The organism is Kitasatospora sp. NPDC088264, from assembly GCF_040685715.1.
GTDB lineage: Bacteria > Actinomycetota > Actinomycetes > Streptomycetales > Streptomycetaceae > Kitasatospora.
This window is the reverse complement of record NZ_JBFBIR010000013.1, coordinates 55,197-71,824: the sequence shown is the minus strand read 5'-3', so window position 1 is coordinate 71,824 and position 16,628 is coordinate 55,197. Positions and strand designations below refer to the sequence as shown.

The following is a 16,628-nucleotide window of genomic DNA, read 5'->3' as shown; positions in this document are numbered from 1 at the left end:
TTACTCCGAAAGGTGCGGTTCGGACGGCTGGGAGGCCAGGGCCTGCGAACCCTGTTCATCGCGCGCGGAGCGCGACGCATCGGTGTAGTCGCGGTCGCCGACCAGCACGGCGTCCACGCCGTCGCTGTCGGACAGGCGCACCTGCACGGCCTCGCGCAGCGAGGTGGGGAGGTTCTTGCCCACGTAGTCGGCCCGGATCGGCAGCTCGCGGTGGCCGCGGTCGACCAGGACGGCGAGCTGGACGGCGCGCGGGCGGCCGATGTCGTTCAGCGCGTCGAGCGCGGCCCGGATGGTGCGGCCGGAGAAGAGCACGTCGTCGACGAGGATGACGAGCTTGCCGTCGATGCCGCCGGACGGGATCTCGGTGTGCTCCAGGGCGCGGGCGGGCTTGAGCCGCAGGTCGTCCCGGTACATGGTGATGTCCAGGGCACCGAGCGGGATCTCGCGCCCGGTGATCTGGGCCAGCCGGCCGTGCAGGCGGCGGGCGAGGTGGACGCCCCTGGTGTGGATGCCGAGCAGCACGACGTCCTCGGCGCCCTTGGCGCGCTCGACGATCTCGTGCGCTATCCGGGTGACGACCCGGGCGATGTCCGTGCCGTCCAGCACCTGGTGCGGCGGTCGCGGCGTCGAATCTTGGTGTGTGGTCATGCCGAAGCGGACCTCCTTCCCCGCCTCACTGGACGGGCCTTAAAGGATGTCTGGGACTGCCCCCGCCGACCGGGCGCGGGCTTCGAGCCATCCTAGCAGCGGGCCGGGAGGCAACCGGACACGCACCATTCCGCTTCGCCGGGTTCACGCCCCGGACGCGCCGCGGATGCGGGCCATTCGCACGACTGCCCCATTCGGCTTGACGCAGCTACCTTACTCTACGTAACCTCACAGTGAGTTACGAGACGGACGTCGAACCCACCGGTAACGGCGTCGGCAATCGTCCGTGACCCACCACTGAACGCGAAGCAATCTCGTCCGGGGAGATCAATGTCCAGCGACTACGCGAAGCAACTCGGAGGCAAGCTCCGAGCGATCCGCACTCAGCAGGGTCTCTCCCTGCACGGTGTCGAGGAGAAGTCCCAGGGGCGCTGGAAGGCAGTCGTCGTCGGCTCGTACGAGCGCGGCGACCGTGCGGTCACCGTGCAGCGGCTGGCCGAGCTGGCGGAGTTCTACGGCGTCCCGGTGCAGGAGCTGCTGCCCGGCGGCACCCCCGGCGGCGCGGCCGAGCCGCCGCCGCGCCTGGTGCTCGACCTGGAGAGACTGACCCAGGTCCCGTCCGAGAAGGCCGGCCCGCTGCAGCGCTACGCGGCGACGATCCAGAGCCAGCGCGGCGACTACAACGGCAAGGTGCTGTCGATCCGCCAGGACGACCTGCGCACCCTGGCGGTCATCTACGACCAGTCGCCGTCGATCCTCACCGAGCAGCTGATCTCCTGGGGCGTGCTGAACCCCGACGCGCGCCGCGCGGTGCGCGAGGAGGAGGCGAGCTGACGCTCGCCGCACCGGCTCCCGCCGGCTCGGTCCGCGGTCCGGGCCACGCCCCGGGCCGTGCAGAAACGTCACGGCGCGGCACCCCGCATCCCGGGGGCCGCGCCGTCGCGCGTCCACGGCCGGCTCAGCAGACCGTCCCCAGGCTGTAGCCGGGCTGCGCCGCCACGCCGTCCAGCCGCACCGGCCCGGCAGCCGGCGCCCAGTCCTGCCCGCCGCTCGACCAGGCCCAGGAGGCCGGCAGGAAGTGCTCGTCGGCGGCTCCGCCACGGGCACCGCCCGCCGCCACCGAGCCCTGCGAGCCGTGCAGCACCGCCACCCCCGGCAGCTCCAGCGCCAATCCGGCGCACAGCACCGCGCAGACCAGCTCCAGGTCCTCGTCGTTGATCCGGACCACGCCGTCCTCCCACTGCAGCACCCGGGCCGCCGCGGTCAGCCGCCCGCCCGGCGCGTCCACCCGCAGCCGCAGCTCGTACACCCCGGCGCCCGCGCCGACCAGCATCCGGCGGAACACCTCGGCGCCGCGCTGGCGGGCGGCGCGCACCCAGCGGGCGTGCTCCTCGTCGACCTCGCCCGCGGCCCCGGACAGGCCGCCGTCCAGCAGCAGGTCGGCGTGGCAGAGCGTCAGCCCGTTCTCCCGGGCCCGGACCAGGCGCGGCACGAAGTCCCCGGCCAGTTCCTCGCCCTGATAGGCCAACAGCTGGGTCTGCAACGGCGGATTGACCAGGTAGCGGTCGCGGGCGAGCGGCTCGGCCGGGTCCAGCCCGTGCAGCACGCAGAACTCCGCGAAGTCCTGCGGGTGGAACATCCGGGCCCGCACGGTGTCGAAGCGCTCCAGGGCGTCGGCCAGCAGCTCGGCGGTCTCGGCCAGGTAGTGCTCGTGGTCGGCGGCGTTCGACAGCCCCCAGGCACGGGCCCGGGCGAAGTCGGCCGCGCTGGTCAGGATCCCGATGACGAACGCCTGCTCGGCCCCCTCGACCCGCCGCCGCTGGTGCGGCGCCCGCACCGTGGGTCGCGGGCCGCCGGCGGTGCAGTCGGAGTTGCGGCGGGCGCGGCCGTTGCGGCTCATGCGCCCACCTCGCTGCGCTCGGCACGGGCATGCGCCCCTGCGCGCCTCTCGGTGGTTCGCTCGCTGCGCTCGCTCACGGGATGGCTCCTGGCATCGACGGGTACCGTCGGCGGGTGACGGTCAGCGGCCGGCTCGCCGCTGACCGTCTATCTCCCCATCCGCGCGCGCCGCACACGTACGGCGTGTCACAGGAATGTAACCGACGGTAAGACGATGTGATTCACGCCGTCCGCGGCACCCGGGCGAGCTGGCGGGACTGCGCGACCAGGCGGCCGGACTCGTCCCAGACCTCGGCGTCCTCCTCGAAGTACCCGCCGGCCACGTTGCGGGTGGCGTGGGTGACCCGCAGCCAGCCCGGGACCGGCCTGGCCCGCAGGTGGACGGTCAGTTCGACGGTCGGGGCCCACCCGGGCAGGCCCAGGTCGAAGGTCACCGGCGGCAGCGCGTCGGCGACCAGCAGGAGCAGCAGCGGGTCGGGATCGCGGCCGTCGGCGAGCCGGAACCAGCCCTGGATCCGCCCGTTGCCGGACGGCTGCCCGAGCGCCCAGCCGATGGTGGCCGGGTCCAGCCGCAGGTCGAAGCGCTCCAGCAGCTCGGCCTGGGCGATCAGCTCCCGGGGCGCGTGCTCGACGCCGACGCACTGGTCCGGCGGCGGCAGCTGCGGCGGCACGGCGCTGGTGCGCACCTCGCCGTCGGCGGTGGAGAGGTCGCCGTGGCTGGCGACCACCCGCAGCCGCTCCACGCCGTCCTGGCTGAGCGAGGCGGTGCCGGTGGAGAGCCCGCGGCCGGTGCGCAGCACCTCGGTGCGGACGGTGGCCGGGCCGGGCGTGGAGGCGGACAGGTAGTAACCACTGATCGACACCGGGTCGGGGTGGTCGCCGTGCTCCAGCGACAGCGCGTGTCCGGCGACGGCGAGCAGCAGCCCGCCGTTGACCCCGCCGCCGATCTGCCAGCCGGCACCGAGTTCGGCCTCGTAGCGGCCGGGCTCGTCAGGGTGCCGGGTCAGGGCGATGCCCTGGTCGAACTCGCTGCGGGTCGCGGTGGTCATGGGGGTGGCCTGCCCTTCACTGCGGGTTTCCGAACGCCAAGTTACTGGCGAGTAGGGCACCACCTTACGCCGCCCGGGTGAAACGCGCGACGGCCGCCGGACCCGGAATCCGGGTCCAGCGGCCGTTCTGCGGGTCTCACCACCGCCGGTGGTCGGGACCTACCGGCGGATGCTCGGCTTCAGCTCCAGGAAGCGGGCGAGCAGGCCGTTGACGAAGGCCGGGGAGTCGTCCGTGGAGAACTCCTTGGCGATCTCCACGGCCTCGTCCAGGACGACCGCGTCCGGGACGCCGTCCTCCCAGATCAGCTCGTAGGCGCCGAGCCGCAGGACGTTGCGGTCCACGATCGGCATCCGGTCGAGGGTCCAGCCCACCGCGTACTGCGAGATCAGGTCGTCGATCCGGCGAGCGTGCTGGACGTACCCCTCGATCAGCTCCATGGTGTACTCGCCGACCTGCGGGGTGCCCTCGTCGGGCTTCGGCTCGCGGGCGCGGGCCACCCAGTCCGCGAGGACCCGCTGCGGGTCGACCCCGCGGTGGTCGGCCTCGAAGAGGATCTGGAAGGCCCGGGTGCGGGCCTTGCTACGTGCGGCCGACACGGACTTACTTCACCCGGCCGAGGTAGCTGCCGTCGCGGGTGTCGACCTTGATCTTCTCACCGGTGACGATGAAGAGCGGCACGGCGATCTCGGCACCGGTCTCCAGCGTGGCCGGCTTGGAGCCGCCGGTGGAGCGGTCGCCCTGGACGCCCGGCTCGGTGTGGGAGATCAGCAGCTCGACGGAGGCCGGGAGCTCGATGTACAGCGGGGAGCCCTCGTACATGGCGACCAGGGCCTCGAAGCCCTCCAGCAGGTACTTGGAGGCGTCGCCGACGACGGCCGGCTCGACCACGATCTGGTCGTAGGTGTCCGTGTCCATGAACACGAAGTTCTCGCCGTCCTTGTACGAGAACTGCATGCCGCGCTTGTCGACGTTGGCGGTCTCGACCTTGGTGCCGGCGTTGAAGGTCTTGTCGACGACCTTGCCGGTCAGGACCTCCTTGAGCTTCGTGCGCACGAAGGCCGGGCCCTTGCCGGGCTTGACGTGCTGGAACTCGACGACGGACCAGAGCTTGCCGCCCTCCAGCTTGAGGACCATGCCGTTCTTGAGATCGTTCGTGGAAGCCACGGGCGCACTTACTCCTGGATATAGCTGTCAAGGAACCAAGGCTTGCGTCCTGCCGCCGACGGCCGACGGGCGGCCGCGGTCACAGGGCGAGGAGCTCCTTGGTGGTGATGGTGAGCAGCTCGGGCCCGCCCTCCTCTGGGGGACGCACCACGAGCGTGTCCTCGATCCGGACACCGCCCTTGCCCGGGAGGTGGACCCCTGGGCCGACGGTGACCGGCACGCGGCTGTCCAGTTTACCCATGTCCGACGGACCGAGGCGCGGCGCCTCCCGGATCTCCAGCCCGATGCCGTGGCCCACCGGGTGCGGGGAGGTCTCGGTGTGGCCGGCCGCCTCCAGGATCTGCCGCGCGGCCCGGTCGGGCACGTACTGCTCCACGCCCGGCCCGAGTGCCTCCCGGGCGGCCCGCTGGGCCCGGAACACCAACCGGTGCAGCTCCACCTGCCAGGGCGCGGGCGCGGCGCCGATCACGAAGGTCCGGGCGGTGGAGACGCCGTAGCCCCGGTACTGGGCGCCCATCACCACGGTGAGGAAGTCGCCCTCCTCCACCCGGCGGTCGGTCGGCTGGTGGGCGGGCTGGCCGGAGTGGCTGCCGGTGCCGACGGACACCGGGTAGGCCGCCCGGTCCGCGCCGTGGTCGATCATCCGGCGTTCCAGCTCCATCGCCAGGTGCCGTTCGGTGCGGCCGACCAGGATCGACTCCAGCAGTTCGCCGAGCGCCTGGTCGGCGATCTCGGCGGCGATCCGCAGGTCGGCGATCTCGTGCTCGTCCTTGACCACCCGCAGCCGCTCGACCACCTGCCCCAGGTCGGCCAGCCGGGCCCCCTCCGCCAGGCCCGCCACCGCGCGGTGGCGGCTGACGGTCAGGTCGTGCTCCTCCACCGCCAGGTCCGCCACGCCCAGTCGCACGGCGGCGGCGGCCGCCGCCAGGGCGGTGTCCGCCGAGGCCGCCACCGGTACCTGGGTGACGTCCGGCGCGATCAGGTGTTCCCCGGTGTCGTCCGCCGGCAGATCGTCCGGCACTGCCAGCAGCACCCGCTCCCGGGTCAGCAGCAGCGTCGCCCCGCAGGGCGCGCAGCCCGTCAGATACCGCACGTTCGCCGCCCGGGTGATCAGCGCCGCATCGGCCCCGGCCGCACTGCAGTGCTCCCTCACCCGCTCCCGCCGACCCGCGTACGCATCAGACATGCGTCGAGCCTACGAACCCCCACTCCGATCCGCCCGCCGAGCACCCCCGACAGGGCGCGCCCCCACCCCCGCACGCCCCCTCCGTGGTCGCTACGCCCCCTCCGGGTCGATCAGGCCGCGGCGGTAGGCGGGGACCAGGTTCTGGGGGACGAGCAGTTCGCGGCCGTTGAGGGTGATCGGGACGAGCTTCGGGGCCTTGCCCTTCCACTGGGCCCGGCGGTGCCGGGTGTTGCTGCGGGACGTCTTGCGCTTGGGGACGGCCATCGGGGGCTCCTTGTCGGGTGGTGACGGTGGTGGCGGTGGTGACGGTGGTCCGGTTACCGGGTGGTGCCGGCGGCGTACGGGAGGAGGGCCATCTCGCGGGCGTTCTTGACGGCCCTGGCCACGGCGCGCTGCTGCTGGACGGTGAGCCGGGTGACGCGGCGGCTCCGGATCTTGCCGCGGTCGGAGACGAAGCGCCGCAGCAGGTCGGTGTCCTTGTAGTCGATGTACTCGATGCCGGCCGTGAACAACGGGTTCGGCCGGGCCTTGGGCGGGTTCGGTCGCTTACGCACAGTGACGGCTCCTCAGTGAACGGGGTCGAGCAGGTCCCGGAAGGCGTCCGGCAGGGCCTTCCAGCCGGGTTCGCCCGCCGCGAGTTCGGCGTCGGTGAGCAGACAGGAGTCGAGCAGCCCGGTGACGCCGTCGACGTCGAGGCCCTCCGCGGTGAAGCTGAGCTGCTGCACCCGGTCGCCGTGCAGAGGGTGCCAGTCGAGGGCGGCGGCGGCCCGGCGGGCGGGCGGGTAGAGCTCCCAGGCGGCGTCGGGCAGGGAGGTGAGCCAGGGGCCGCACTCCTCGACGGCGAGGTTGGCCCCGGCGGCGTCCCAGGCGAGCATCAGGTCGGGCCGGTTGGCCAGCCAGAAGCGGCCGCGGCTGCGCTGGGCGGCGGGGACGAGCAGTTCCAGCGCCCGGTGCAGCCGCTCGGGGTGCAGCGGGCGTCGGCGCTCCCAGACCAGCGTGGTGACGCCGGCCTCGTCGCTCTCCTGCGGGAGCAGCGCGATCGCCGGGTTGACCCGGTCGCGGGCGGCGGCGACGTCGAAGCCGCCGAGGGCGGCCCGGGTGAGCGCCCCGGTGCCGAGCCGGACGACCCGGGCGGTGGGGTGGAGCTGGCGGAGCAACGCGAGCCCGGGCGCGTGCGCCGTCGCGCGCGGGACGGCGAGGGTGGTGGCGTACTCGACCTGGTGGGCGAGCGCCTCCGCGCGGGTCCGCTGGTCCTGGACGGCGGTGTGCTCGCCGTGCTCCACCAGGTCGTCGGAGACGGAGAGTTCGCCGATCAGCCGGTCCGGGTCGACGGCCGTGACCACGCCCGCGAGTTCGACGGCGTCCTCCAGGTGGCGGCCGTCCGCCTCTCCCCCGGCGATCACCTCGACGGCCGGGTGCGGGTCGCTACCGCCCCACAGTTCGACGATCGCGAGCCCGTACCGGCCTTCGTCGGCGATCCGCAGCAGTCGCGGCAGCAGGTCCTCGCGCAGGGCGCAGCAGGGGCAGTCGTTCACCAGCGGGACGTCGGCGGCGTCGAACCCGCCTCCCGCGTCGCGCAGTTCACGGTGGACGACGCCCTGCGAGGCCTCCCGCAGGTCATGGTGGAGGACCACCGCGTCCACCGCTGCCGCCGCCAACTCCCGGACGGCGGCGCGGCGTTCGTCGGCGTGCAGTCCGGCGACGACCACCACGGGCAGTTTGATCCCGTCCACGCCGCTCACCAGCTGGCCTTGCGGACGCCGGGCAGGTGGCCGGCGTGGGCGTGAACGCGGAGGTTGACCCGGGAGAGGCCGAAGGCGCGCAGGTAGCCACGGGGGCGGCCGTCGACGGCGTCGCGGTTGCGGATCCGGGTGGCGCTGGCGTCGCGAGGCTGGCGGGCGAGTTCGGCCTGGGCGTCCGCGCGTTCGGCGGGGGCGGTGCCGGGGTGGGCGATGATCCGCTTGAGCTCGGCGCGGCGCTCGGCGTACCGGGCCACGACGGCGCGGCGCTGCTCGTTCTTGGCGATCTTGCTCTGCTTGGCCATCAGACCTTCCCCCCTCGGGCGCGGATGCGGGCGACGGCGGCCTCGATGCCGATCGTGTCGATGGTGCGGATGCCCTTGGCGCTGAGGGTGAGCCGGACGTACCGGCCCTCACCGGGCAGCCAGTAGCGCTTGTGCTGGATGTTGGGGTCGAAGCGACGGCGGGTGCGGCGGTGCGAGTGCGAGATCGCGTTGCCGAATCCGGGTTGGCGGCCGGTGAGTTGGCAGTGGGCGGACATGGGTGCTCCCTGGCGTCCGGGAATGGGCGGGACGGAGCTCACGTTACACCAGATGAAAATGACTTCCATTTCGGTGTACGGTTTCGCCTCAGCCCCGAACACCCCGCCAACCCGGGAGGACACCCATGGCCCGCAGCGAACTGCGCCCCGTCATCAAGCTCCGCTCCACCGCCGACACCGGCTACACGTACGTGACCCGCAAGAACCGCCGCAACGACCCGGACCGGATGGTCCTGCGCAAGTACGACCCGGTCGCGCGCCGGCACGTCGACTTCCGCGAAGAGCGCTGAACCCCGCCCGCCCGACGACCGGCACCGGCCCGCAGCGACGAAACGGCGCCTCCCCCCGGGATCCCGGGGGAGGCGCCGTCGCTGATCGCTGCCGTCGCTGATCGCAGCCGTCGCTACTCGGCGGCCACCCAGCGCTTCTCCACCCGGGCCAGCTTCCAGTAGGCGATCGCCGCGGCCCAGACCACCACGAACAGCCCGGCGATCGCGTAGCCGACGTTGTCCAGCGAGATGCCCGCGATCCAGCCGGTGACCGGGTCGGTCAGATCGAGCTTCTCGTGCAGCACGCCGACCAGTTCGATGGTGCCGATGACGAAGGCCACCGCGATCGACAGCCCAGTGATCGTCAGGTTGTAGTACACCTTCCGGACCGGGTTCGCGAAGGCCCACTGGTACGCGAAGTTCATGAACGTCCCGTCCAGGGTGTCGAACAGGCTCATCCCGGCCGCGAACAGCAGCGGCAGGCAGACGATCGCGTACCAGGGCAGCCCGGCCGCCGCGCCCGACCCGGCCATCACCATCAGGGTGACCTCGGTCGCGGTGTCGAAGCCCAGCCCCAGCACCATGCCCACCGGGAACATCTGCCCGGGCCGGGTGATCGACCGGGTCGCCCGGTTCAGCACCCGGGCCATGAAGCCGCGCGAGTTGAGGTGCTCCTCCAGCTGCGCCTCGTCGTACGACCCGGCCCGCATCGCCCGGAACACCTTGAGTATGCCGAGCAGCGCGGCCAGGTTGAGCGCGCCGATCAGGTAGAGGAACGCGCCGGAGGCCGTCGTGCCGACCATCCCGAGCCACTTGTGGGTGGCCGAGTCGTCGTCCATCAGCGTGCTGGCCAGCTGCGCGCCGCCCGCCACCAGGGCGGCCATCAGCACCACCATCGAGGAGTGCCCGAGGGCGAACCAGAAGCCGACCGAGACCGGCCGCTTGCCGTCCGCCATCAGCTTGCGGGTGGTGTTGTCGATCACCGCGATGTGGTCGGCGTCGAAGGCGTGCCGCATGCCGAGGGTGTACGCGGTGATCCCGAGGCCCACCCCGAAGACCTGGGTGCCGACCGCGTAGTTGTGGGGCGCGACCAGGAAGACGAGCGTCCCGAAGGCCACCACGTGCATGGCCAGGATCACCCCCATCAACCCGGCCGTGCGGACGGTGTCCTCGCGCTTCCAGCGGAACGTGGGCAGCACGGACGGTGTCGCCGGCGCCTCGGCGGCGGCGGTTTCGGGCAGGGTCATTCGGGTCACGCTCCAGCACCTCGTGGAAACACTTCGTGAGATGCCGTGGCCGGTCTCCTGGCTTACGGGGGTCCCGTACCCGCCTTCCCAGGTGCGCGAGGCTCCCAGTGGCGTCGTGGGTACGGACGTCTCTCCATCGTCGACGATCACGATGGCCCGATCACAGTGGCGAGGGCCGCTCCGGACTGGGACCCCTGAGGATCCGTCACCGGTCTTCCCGAGCACCACGGCGGGGAACACCGTAGGGGCCAGGACCCACCCTTGCAAGGCTGCGCACCTGCGCAGGTGTCCAGGATCACAGGCCCCCTCCTGCAACAATGTGCGCATGCATCTCGTACCGGCCGACCGCGCGGGCCACCGCACCATCGACGGACACCGGGTCTGCGAGGCCATCGCCGCGATCGGCGACCCCGCGCACGTCCGCACCTGGGCCGAGCGGTTCTCCCTGCTCGCCGACCCCGGGCGGCTCGCCCTCCTGCTCGCCCTCCACCGGGCCGGCCCGCTCGCCGTCTCCGACCTCGCCGTCGCCACCGGCATGCGCGACCCCGCCGTGTCCCAGGCCCTGCGGCTGCTCCGCACCGCGGGCGTGGTCACCGGGGACAAGGACGGGCGGATCGTGCGCTACCGGCTCGTGGACGAGGCCCTGCGCCCCCTCCTCGACGCGTGCGCCGCCGCCGAACACCACGAGCCCAGCGCGGCCGTCGTCTGACCGGCTCCTCCGGAGGACGCGCCGGGGCCCGGCCGGAGCAACCCTCGAACGCGGTCAGGCCGCCTGGCAGGCGGGGCACCAGAAGAGGTTGCGCGCGGCGTGCTGCTCCGTCCGGACCTCGGTGCCACAGACCAGGCAGGGCATCGCGGCCCGCCGGTAGACGTACACCTCGCCGCCGTGGTCGTCGACGCGCGGCGGGCGGCCCATCGCCTCGGGGGTGTGCTCGGGGCGGACGGTGTCGATCCGGCCCGCGCCGACGCCCTCGTGCATCAGGGCGACCAGGTCGGCCCAGATCGCGTCCCACTCGCCCCGGGTGAGGTCGCGGCCGGCGCGGTGCGGGTTGATCCCGTGGCGGAACAGCACCTCGGCCCGGTAGACGTTGCCCACCCCGGCCAGCACCTTCTGGTCCATCAGCAGCGCGGCGACGGTCGTCCGGCTGGCCGATATCCGGCGCCAGGCGGCCTGCGGGTCGGCGTCGGCGCGCAGCGGGTCGGGGCCCAGCCGGGCGGCGACGGCGTCCTTCTCCGCGCCGGTGACCAGCGCGCAGGTGTTGGGGCCGCGCAGGTCCGCGTAGCCGTCGTCGTTGGCCAGCCGCAGCCGGACCAGGCCGACCGGCTCGGGCGCGGGCCCGGTACCGAAGGCGAAGCCGCCGTAGAGGCCGAGGTGGACGTGCACCCAGGCGCCCTCCTCGAAGCCGAGGAACAGGTGCTTGCCGACGGCTTCGGCCGCGGTGAGCAGCTGCCCGTCGATGGCCTTGGCCTCGTCGGCGAACCGGCCCTGCGGGCTGGACACCTCGACCGGACGGCCGCCGAAGGCCTTCCGGTTCTCGGCGGCGAGGCGGTGGATGATGTGGCCTTCCGGCACGGGCGTCAGCTCCCCCGGGGTGGTTCGACAGGACCCGCACATCATCGCAGCCGGCACCGACACCGCCGGATCGTCGCAGGTCAGCGCACCGGCATGCCCATCAGCCGGGCCAGGATGACGCGGTCCAGCTCGGCGGCGGTGCCAGCCACGTCCAGGTACGAGTTGTCGATGATCGGCAGCCCGGAGTTGTACCAGCCGGCCATCCGGCCGTGGATCCGCGCCACCTCCTCGTCACCGAGCCGCCGGGTGCCGCCGCGCCGGGCGTTGCGGTGCAGCACGGAGTCCAGGCTGGGCAGCAGCACGACCGGGATCATGCCGGGGCCGATGTGCCGCTTCCAGCCGCCGAGGCCGATGGCCGGGCGGTCCGGGAAGACGGCGTCGTCGATGATGCAGGAGATGCCGTTGGCGAGGTAGTTGCGGCAGGCGAAGCCGCAGGTGCGGCGGGCCAGCCGGTACTGCGCCTCGGAGGCGTTGTTCCAGCCGGACTGCGGGTTGGCGAAGCCGGACTGCACCCACTCGCGGACGTCGTCCAGGCTGATGTGCGCGGTCGGGCTGGGCCGGCGCTCGGCCCAGTACCGGGCGACGGTGGTCTTGCCGGCCCCGGCCGGGCCGATCAGCAGGACGGCGATCGGACTGGTGGGCGCGTGCCGCTGCGGCGGGTGGGCGGGGAGTTGCACGGGCGTGCCGGAGGGCAGCACGAAGTGCCCGGTGGACCCGACGGGGACCGGCGCGCCGGGCGCGGGTGCGGCCGGGGCGGGCGCGGCAACAGGAGCGGGAGCGGGCGGCACCGGAGCGGCCGGAACCGGCGGCGCGGCGGCGGGAACAGGAGCCGGAGCGGGCGGCACCGGCGGCGGCACGGCGGCCCCCGACGGCTGCGGCCCCGGCGGAGCGACGGGACGCGGCGGGACCTGCCCACCCCCGGCGTACTGCGTCACGGTCACCTCCCGACACCTCTCAGCGGGGAGACTACACGGCGGCCCGGCGGCGGGCACAGTCCGCCGCCGGGCCGCTGACCAGGCGTCAGCGCGTGGTGAGTTGCTCGGCCAGGGCGCGCAGGGCCAGCTCGTACGAGCCGAGCCCGAACCCCGCGATGGTGCCGGAGGCCACCGCGGCGATCACCGAGGTGTGCCGGAAGGTCTCCCGGGCGTACGGGTTGGAGATGTGCACCTCGATCAGCGGCGCGGTGCGCTGCGAGGCGGCGTCCCGCATCGCGTACGAGTAGTGCGTGAACGCGCCCGGGTTGATCACCACGGGCACCTTGCCGTCGGCCGCCTCGTGCAGCCACTCCACCATCTGCTGCTCGGAGTTGGTCTCGTGCACCTCGACCTCGAAGCCGAACTCCTTGCCGAGCGCGGTGCAGCGCTCGACCAGCCCGGCGTAGGAGGTGGCGCCGTAGACGTCCGGCTCGCGGCTGCCGAGCCGCCCGAGGTTGGGGCCGTTGAGCACCATGACCCTGGTCACGCCGAGACCTCCGCGTAGGCGGCGACCAGCAGGGACGGGTCGGGGCCCTCCAGGACGGAGGTCTTGCCGAGGCCGTCCAGGACGATGAAGCGGATCAGGTCGCCGCGCGACTTCTTGTCGATCTTCATGGCGTCCAGCAGCTTCGGCCAGGCGTCCGCCTGGTAGCGCAGCGGCAGGCCGACGGAGGCCAGCACGGTGCGGTGCCGGTCCGCCGTCTCGTCGTCCAACCGGCCCGCCAGGCGGCCGAGTTCGGCGGCGAAGACCATGCCGATGGAGATCGCGGCGCCGTGCCGCCACTTGTAGCGCTCGTTGCGCTCGATGGCGTGGCCGAGGGTGTGGCCGTAGTTGAGGATCTCGCGCCGGCCGGACTCCTTGAGGTCCCCGGAGACCACGTCGGCCTTGACCTGGATGGCGCGGCGGATCAGCTCGACGGTGTGCGTGCCGTCCGGGGTCTTGGCGCCCTCCGGGTCGGCCTCGATCAGGTCGAGGATGGCCGGGTCGGCGATGAAGCCGCACTTGATGACCTCGGCGAGGCCGGAGACGTAGTCGTGCTTGGGCACGGTCGCCAGGGTGTCGAGGTCGGCCAGCACGCCCACCGGCGGGTGGAAGGCGCCGACCATGTTCTTGCCCTCGGCGATGTTGATGCCGGTCTTGCCGCCGACGGCCGCGTCGACCATGCCGAGCAGCGTGGTGGGCATGGAGATCCAGCGGACGCCGCGCAGCCAGGTCGCGGCGACGAAGCCGGCCAGGTCGGTGGTGGCGCCGCCGCCGAGGCCGACGACGACGTCGCTGCGGGTGAAGCCGGTCTGCCCGAGCACCGACCAGCAGTACGCGGCGACCTCGGCGCTCTTGGCGTCCTCGGCGTTGGGCACCTGGAGCGCGATCGCCTCGTAGCCCTCGCCGAGCAGGTCCTCGCGGATGGCGTCGGCGGTGGCGGCCAGCGCCTCGGGGTGGATGATCGCGACCCGCTTGGCGCCTCTTGTCCCCAGACTGGGGGGACTGATCAGCGCCGACAGCTCGCCGAGCAGCTGGTGCCCGATCAGCACGTCGTACGGGTCGTGGCCGGCGCTGCCGCCGACGTGAATCCTGACGATGGGGTCAGTCATGGGGGGTCTTCAGCTCCAGTGCTTCCAGTACGGCGTCCGCGACCTGCTCGGGGGTGCGGCCGGCGGTGTCGACGACGGCGGTGGCCACCTCCAGGTAGAGGGGCCGGCGGGCCTCCATCAGCTCGCGCCAGCGGGCCCGCGGGTTGATGGCCAGCAGCGGGCGCGGGGCGTCCAGGCCGACCCGCTTGACCGCGTCCGCCAGCGGGACCTCCAGGAAGACGACCGGCAGCTCGCGCAGCAGGGCGCGGGTGGCCTCGGCCATCACCGCGCCGCCGCCGAGTGCCAGCACGCCGTCGTGCTCCGTGGCGCCCGTGCGCACGGCCCGGACCTCCAGCTCGCGGAAGTGCGGCTCGCCCTCGTCGATGAAGATCTCCGGGATGGGCTTGCCGGCCAGCGCCTCGATGTCGGCGTCGGTGTCCCGGAAGCCGACGCCCAGGCGCTCGGCCAGGGCCCGCCCGACGGTGGACTTGCCACTGCCGGGCGGGCCGACCAGCACAACGACCGGAACGGTCATCGGATGATCAGGTTGTCGAGGTAGCCCTGCACGTTGCGGCGGGTCTCGGAGACGTGGTCACCGCCGAACTTCTCGTTCACCGCGTCGGCCAGCACCAGCGCGACCATCGCCTCGGCGACGATCCCGGCGGCCGGCACGGCGCAGACGTCCGAGCGCTGGTGGTGCGCCTTGGCCGGCTCGCCGGTGCGCACGTCCAGGGTCTGCAACGCCCGCGGCACGGTGGCGATCGGCTTCATGGCGGCACGCACCCGCAGCACCTCGCCCGTGGTCAGGCCGCCCTCGGTGCCGCCGGAGCGGCCGGATGTGCGCTTGACGCCCTCGGGGGTCGGGACGATCTCGTCGTGCGCCTGCGAGCCGGGCACCCGGGCCAGCTCGAAGCCGTCGCCGACCTCGACGCCCTTGATCGCCTGGATGCCCATCAGCGCGGCGGCCAGCCGGGCGTCCAGCCGGCGGTCCCAGTGCACGTGCGAGCCCAGACCCACCGGCACGCCGTACGCGAGCACCTCGACCACGCCGCCGAGGGTGTCGCCGTCCTTGTGGGCCTGGTCGATCTCGGCGACCATCGCCTTCGAGGCGTCGGCGTCCAGGCAGCGGACCGGGTCGGCGTCCAGCCGCGCCTCGTCCGAGGGCAGCGGCAGCACACCGGCCGGGGCCTTGGCGGCGGCCAGCTCGACCACGTGGCTGACGATCTCGATCCCGCAGGTCTCCTTCAGGTACGCGCGGGCGACGGCACCGAGCGCGACCCGGGCGGCCGTCTCACGGGCGCTGGCGCGCTCCAGGATCGGACGGGCCTCGTCGATCGAGTACTTCTGCATGCCGGCCAGGTCGGCGTGGCCGGGGCGGGGGCGGGTGAGCGCCTCGTTGCGGGCCAGACCGGCCAGCACCTCGGGGTCGACCGGGTCGGCCGACATGACCTGCTCCCACTTCGGCCACTCGGTGTTACCGACCATGACCGCCACCGGGCTGCCCATGGTCTCGCCGTGCCGGACGCCGCCGAGGAACGTCACCTCGTCCTGCTCGAACTTCATCCGTGCGCCGCGACCGTAACCGAGCCGGCGGCGCGCCAGCGCGTCGGCCACCACCGCGGTGGTGACCGGTACACCGGCGGGCAGGCCTTCCAGCGTCGCGACGAGTGCGGGGCCGTGCGACTCCCCCGCCGTCAGCCAGCGCAACGTACCCAACGGAGCTCCTTCATCAGCGGACCGGCCTCGGCACCTGCCGGGGCCCGCCCGGGCGTGCCTTTTCCCCTGAATCCTTTCACGTCCCGGCGGCACCCGGAGGCCCAGTCCGCGTGACGGACGGCAACCGGCCAGTCGGCGGGACGGTGGTCGGCACGATTCCGGCCACCCGGCCGGGCGGTGGTCGGCGCGATCCGGCCACCGGCCCGGCCTCAGCGCCCGGCGAGGGCCTTCTCGCCCGCCTCGCGCATCGCCGCCAGCGGCCCCGGCGCCCGCCCGGTGAAGGCCTCGCTCTGCAGCACCGCCTGGTGCACCAGCAGGTCCAGCCCGCCCAGGACGGTCGCCCCGCGCGCGGCGCAGGCCTCGGCCAGCGCCGTCGGCCACGGGTGGTACAGCACGTCGAACAGCGCCCCCGGCGCGGCGGGCAGTGCCCCGGCGAAGGCGTCGGTCGCACCGACCGGCGTGGTCGAGACGGTCAGCGGCCGCGCCAGCGCCTCCGCGCCGCGCTCCCAGTCGGCGGTGCGCACGGCGACGCCCAGCCGCTCGCCCAGCTCGGCCATCTCCCGGGCCCGCTCCGCGCTGCGCACGTAGACGGTCACCTCGCCGGTGCAGACCTGGGCCAGCGCCGCCAGCGCCGAGGAGGCGGTGGCCCCGGCACCCAGCACGGCCGCGGCCGGCACCTCGGTGATGCCCCGCTCGCGCAGCGCGTTCACCAGCCCGGGGACGTCGGTGTTGTCCCCGGTGCGCCGCCCGTCGGCGGTGAACACCACGGTGTTCACCGCGTCCACCGCGCGGGCCGTCGCGCTGACCTCGTCCAGCAGCGGGATGATCGCCCGCTTCAGCGGCATGGTCAGCGACAACCCGGCCCACTCGGCCTCGTCCAGCCCGGCGAGGAAGCCGGGCAGGCCGGCCTCGTCGACCTCGAAGCGGTCGTAGCGCCAGCCGTCCAGCCCGAGCGCCGCGAAGGCGGCCCGGTGCAGGTCCGGCGAGAGCGAGTGGGCGATCGGCGAGCCGAGGACGGCGGCCCGGTGCTTGCTGGTCAACGCTGCTCCT

The 16,628-nt window shown here is 73.4% G+C and carries 22 protein-coding genes and 1 riboswitch; of the genes, 3 read left to right on the top strand and 19 right to left on the bottom strand.

Features of this window, described 5'->3' with window-relative positions; genetic code table 11:
- Positions 1 to 648, bottom strand: coding sequence for a bifunctional pyr operon transcriptional regulator/uracil phosphoribosyltransferase PyrR (gene pyrR / locus AB0O82_RS13405; RefSeq protein ID WP_363583138.1), 648 nt, complete (start codon positions 646 to 648; stop codon positions 1 to 3).
- Positions 649 to 978: 330 nt separating this feature from the next.
- Here pyrR and AB0O82_RS13400 point away from each other — a divergent pair, with 330 nt between their 5' ends.
- Positions 979 to 1,482, top strand: a complete 504-nt coding sequence (locus tag AB0O82_RS13400; protein ID WP_031072501.1) for a transcriptional regulator — start codon at positions 979 to 981, stop codon at positions 1,480 to 1,482.
- A gap of 124 nt (positions 1,483 to 1,606) precedes the next feature.
- Here AB0O82_RS13400 and AB0O82_RS13395 read toward each other — a convergent pair whose 3' ends face one another.
- The 10 genes from AB0O82_RS13395 to rpmB all read right to left on the bottom strand — a co-directional run bounded on the left by AB0O82_RS13395 (position 1,607) and on the right by rpmB (position 8,227).
- Positions 1,607 to 2,548: a hypothetical protein gene (locus tag AB0O82_RS13395; RefSeq protein ID WP_363583136.1), complete on the bottom strand. Its 942-nt coding sequence runs from the start codon at positions 2,546 to 2,548 to the stop codon at positions 1,607 to 1,609.
- Between the two features lie 220 nt (positions 2,549 to 2,768).
- On the bottom strand, positions 2,769 to 3,596 hold the full coding sequence (locus tag AB0O82_RS13390; protein ID WP_363583134.1) for a thioesterase family protein: 828 nt from the start codon (positions 3,594 to 3,596) through the stop codon (positions 2,769 to 2,771).
- A 159-nt stretch (positions 3,597 to 3,755) separates the two neighbouring features.
- Positions 3,756 to 4,193, bottom strand: coding sequence for a transcription antitermination factor NusB (nusB, locus tag AB0O82_RS13385; protein WP_063346766.1), 438 nt, complete (start codon positions 4,191 to 4,193; stop codon positions 3,756 to 3,758).
- Positions 4,194 to 4,197: 4 nt separating this feature from the next.
- Positions 4,198 to 4,761 carry an elongation factor P gene (efp, locus tag AB0O82_RS13380; protein ID WP_350877845.1) on the bottom strand — a complete coding sequence of 188 codons (564 nt, stop codon included), beginning with the start codon at positions 4,759 to 4,761 and terminating at the stop codon, positions 4,198 to 4,200.
- Between the two features lie 79 nt (positions 4,762 to 4,840).
- A complete protein-coding gene (locus AB0O82_RS13375; RefSeq protein ID WP_363583132.1) occupies positions 4,841 to 5,947 on the bottom strand; it encodes an aminopeptidase P family protein in 1,107 nt (368 codons plus the stop codon).
- Between the two features lie 90 nt (positions 5,948 to 6,037).
- The gene (rpmF, locus tag AB0O82_RS13370) at positions 6,038 to 6,211 is read right to left on the bottom strand and encodes a 50S ribosomal protein L32 (RefSeq protein ID WP_063346769.1); all 174 of its coding nucleotides are present in this window, start codon (positions 6,209 to 6,211) and stop codon (positions 6,038 to 6,040) included.
- Positions 6,212 to 6,264: 53 nt separating this feature from the next.
- The gene (rpsR, locus tag AB0O82_RS13365) at positions 6,265 to 6,501 is read right to left on the bottom strand and encodes a 30S ribosomal protein S18 (RefSeq protein WP_363583130.1); all 237 of its coding nucleotides are present in this window, start codon (positions 6,499 to 6,501) and stop codon (positions 6,265 to 6,267) included.
- 12 nt (positions 6,502 to 6,513) lie between these two features.
- A complete protein-coding gene (locus AB0O82_RS13360; RefSeq protein ID WP_363583128.1) occupies positions 6,514 to 7,689 on the bottom strand; it encodes a GTP-binding protein in 1,176 nt (391 codons plus the stop codon).
- Positions 7,686 to 7,991, bottom strand: coding sequence for a 30S ribosomal protein S14 (rpsN, locus tag AB0O82_RS13355; protein WP_363583126.1), 306 nt, complete (start codon positions 7,989 to 7,991; stop codon positions 7,686 to 7,688). The genes AB0O82_RS13360 and rpsN overlap by 4 nt, the downstream gene beginning before the upstream one ends.
- The gene (gene rpmB, locus AB0O82_RS13350; protein ID WP_363583124.1) at positions 7,991 to 8,227 is read right to left on the bottom strand and encodes a 50S ribosomal protein L28; all 237 of its coding nucleotides are present in this window, start codon (positions 8,225 to 8,227) and stop codon (positions 7,991 to 7,993) included. Before rpmB ends, rpsN begins: the two co-directional genes overlap by 1 nt.
- 125 nt (positions 8,228 to 8,352) lie before the next feature.
- Between rpmB and rpmG the strand changes: the two genes are divergently transcribed.
- Complete coding sequence (gene rpmG / locus AB0O82_RS13345) at positions 8,353 to 8,517, top strand: 50S ribosomal protein L33 (RefSeq protein ID WP_363583122.1); 165 nt, start codon at positions 8,353 to 8,355, stop codon at positions 8,515 to 8,517.
- Positions 8,518 to 8,630: 113 nt separating this feature from the next.
- Here rpmG and AB0O82_RS13340 read toward each other — a convergent pair whose 3' ends face one another.
- The gene (locus AB0O82_RS13340) at positions 8,631 to 9,743 is read right to left on the bottom strand and encodes a HoxN/HupN/NixA family nickel/cobalt transporter (RefSeq protein ID WP_363583272.1); all 1,113 of its coding nucleotides are present in this window, start codon (positions 9,741 to 9,743) and stop codon (positions 8,631 to 8,633) included.
- A 29-nt stretch (positions 9,744 to 9,772) separates the two neighbouring features.
- Positions 9,773 to 9,987: riboswitch (cobalamin riboswitch) on the bottom strand.
- Between the two features lie 81 nt (positions 9,988 to 10,068).
- Between AB0O82_RS13340 and AB0O82_RS13335 the strand changes: the two genes are divergently transcribed.
- Positions 10,069 to 10,452, top strand: a complete 384-nt coding sequence (locus AB0O82_RS13335) for a metalloregulator ArsR/SmtB family transcription factor (protein ID WP_363583120.1) — start codon at positions 10,069 to 10,071, stop codon at positions 10,450 to 10,452.
- A gap of 54 nt (positions 10,453 to 10,506) precedes the next feature.
- Here AB0O82_RS13335 and AB0O82_RS13330 read toward each other — a convergent pair whose 3' ends face one another.
- The 7 genes from AB0O82_RS13330 to AB0O82_RS13300 all read right to left on the bottom strand — a co-directional run bounded on the left by AB0O82_RS13330 (position 10,507) and on the right by AB0O82_RS13300 (position 16,618).
- Positions 10,507 to 11,316 (bottom strand): DNA-formamidopyrimidine glycosylase family protein, encoded by an 810-nt coding sequence (locus tag AB0O82_RS13330; RefSeq protein ID WP_363583118.1) that lies wholly within the window; start codon positions 11,314 to 11,316, stop codon positions 10,507 to 10,509.
- A gap of 80 nt (positions 11,317 to 11,396) precedes the next feature.
- Entirely contained in the window at positions 11,397 to 12,257 is an 861-nt protein-coding gene (locus AB0O82_RS13325; RefSeq protein WP_363583116.1) for an AAA family ATPase, read from the bottom strand.
- A gap of 79 nt (positions 12,258 to 12,336) precedes the next feature.
- Entirely contained in the window at positions 12,337 to 12,765 is a 429-nt protein-coding gene (gene aroQ / locus AB0O82_RS13320) for a type II 3-dehydroquinate dehydratase (RefSeq protein ID WP_063350970.1), read from the bottom strand.
- An 8-nt stretch (positions 12,766 to 12,773) separates the two neighbouring features.
- Complete coding sequence (gene aroB / locus AB0O82_RS13315) at positions 12,774 to 13,883, bottom strand: 3-dehydroquinate synthase (RefSeq protein ID WP_363583114.1); 1,110 nt, start codon at positions 13,881 to 13,883, stop codon at positions 12,774 to 12,776.
- A complete protein-coding gene (locus AB0O82_RS13310; RefSeq protein WP_063346780.1) occupies positions 13,876 to 14,397 on the bottom strand; it encodes a shikimate kinase in 522 nt (173 codons plus the stop codon). The genes aroB and AB0O82_RS13310 overlap by 8 nt, the downstream gene beginning before the upstream one ends.
- A complete protein-coding gene (gene aroC, locus AB0O82_RS13305) occupies positions 14,394 to 15,578 on the bottom strand; it encodes a chorismate synthase (RefSeq protein WP_350877858.1) in 1,185 nt (394 codons plus the stop codon). The genes AB0O82_RS13310 and aroC overlap by 4 nt, the downstream gene beginning before the upstream one ends.
- Positions 15,579 to 15,787: 209 nt before the next feature.
- A complete protein-coding gene (locus AB0O82_RS13300) occupies positions 15,788 to 16,618 on the bottom strand; it encodes a shikimate dehydrogenase (protein ID WP_363583112.1) in 831 nt (276 codons plus the stop codon).
- Between the last annotated feature and the right edge of the window lie 10 nt (positions 16,619 to 16,628).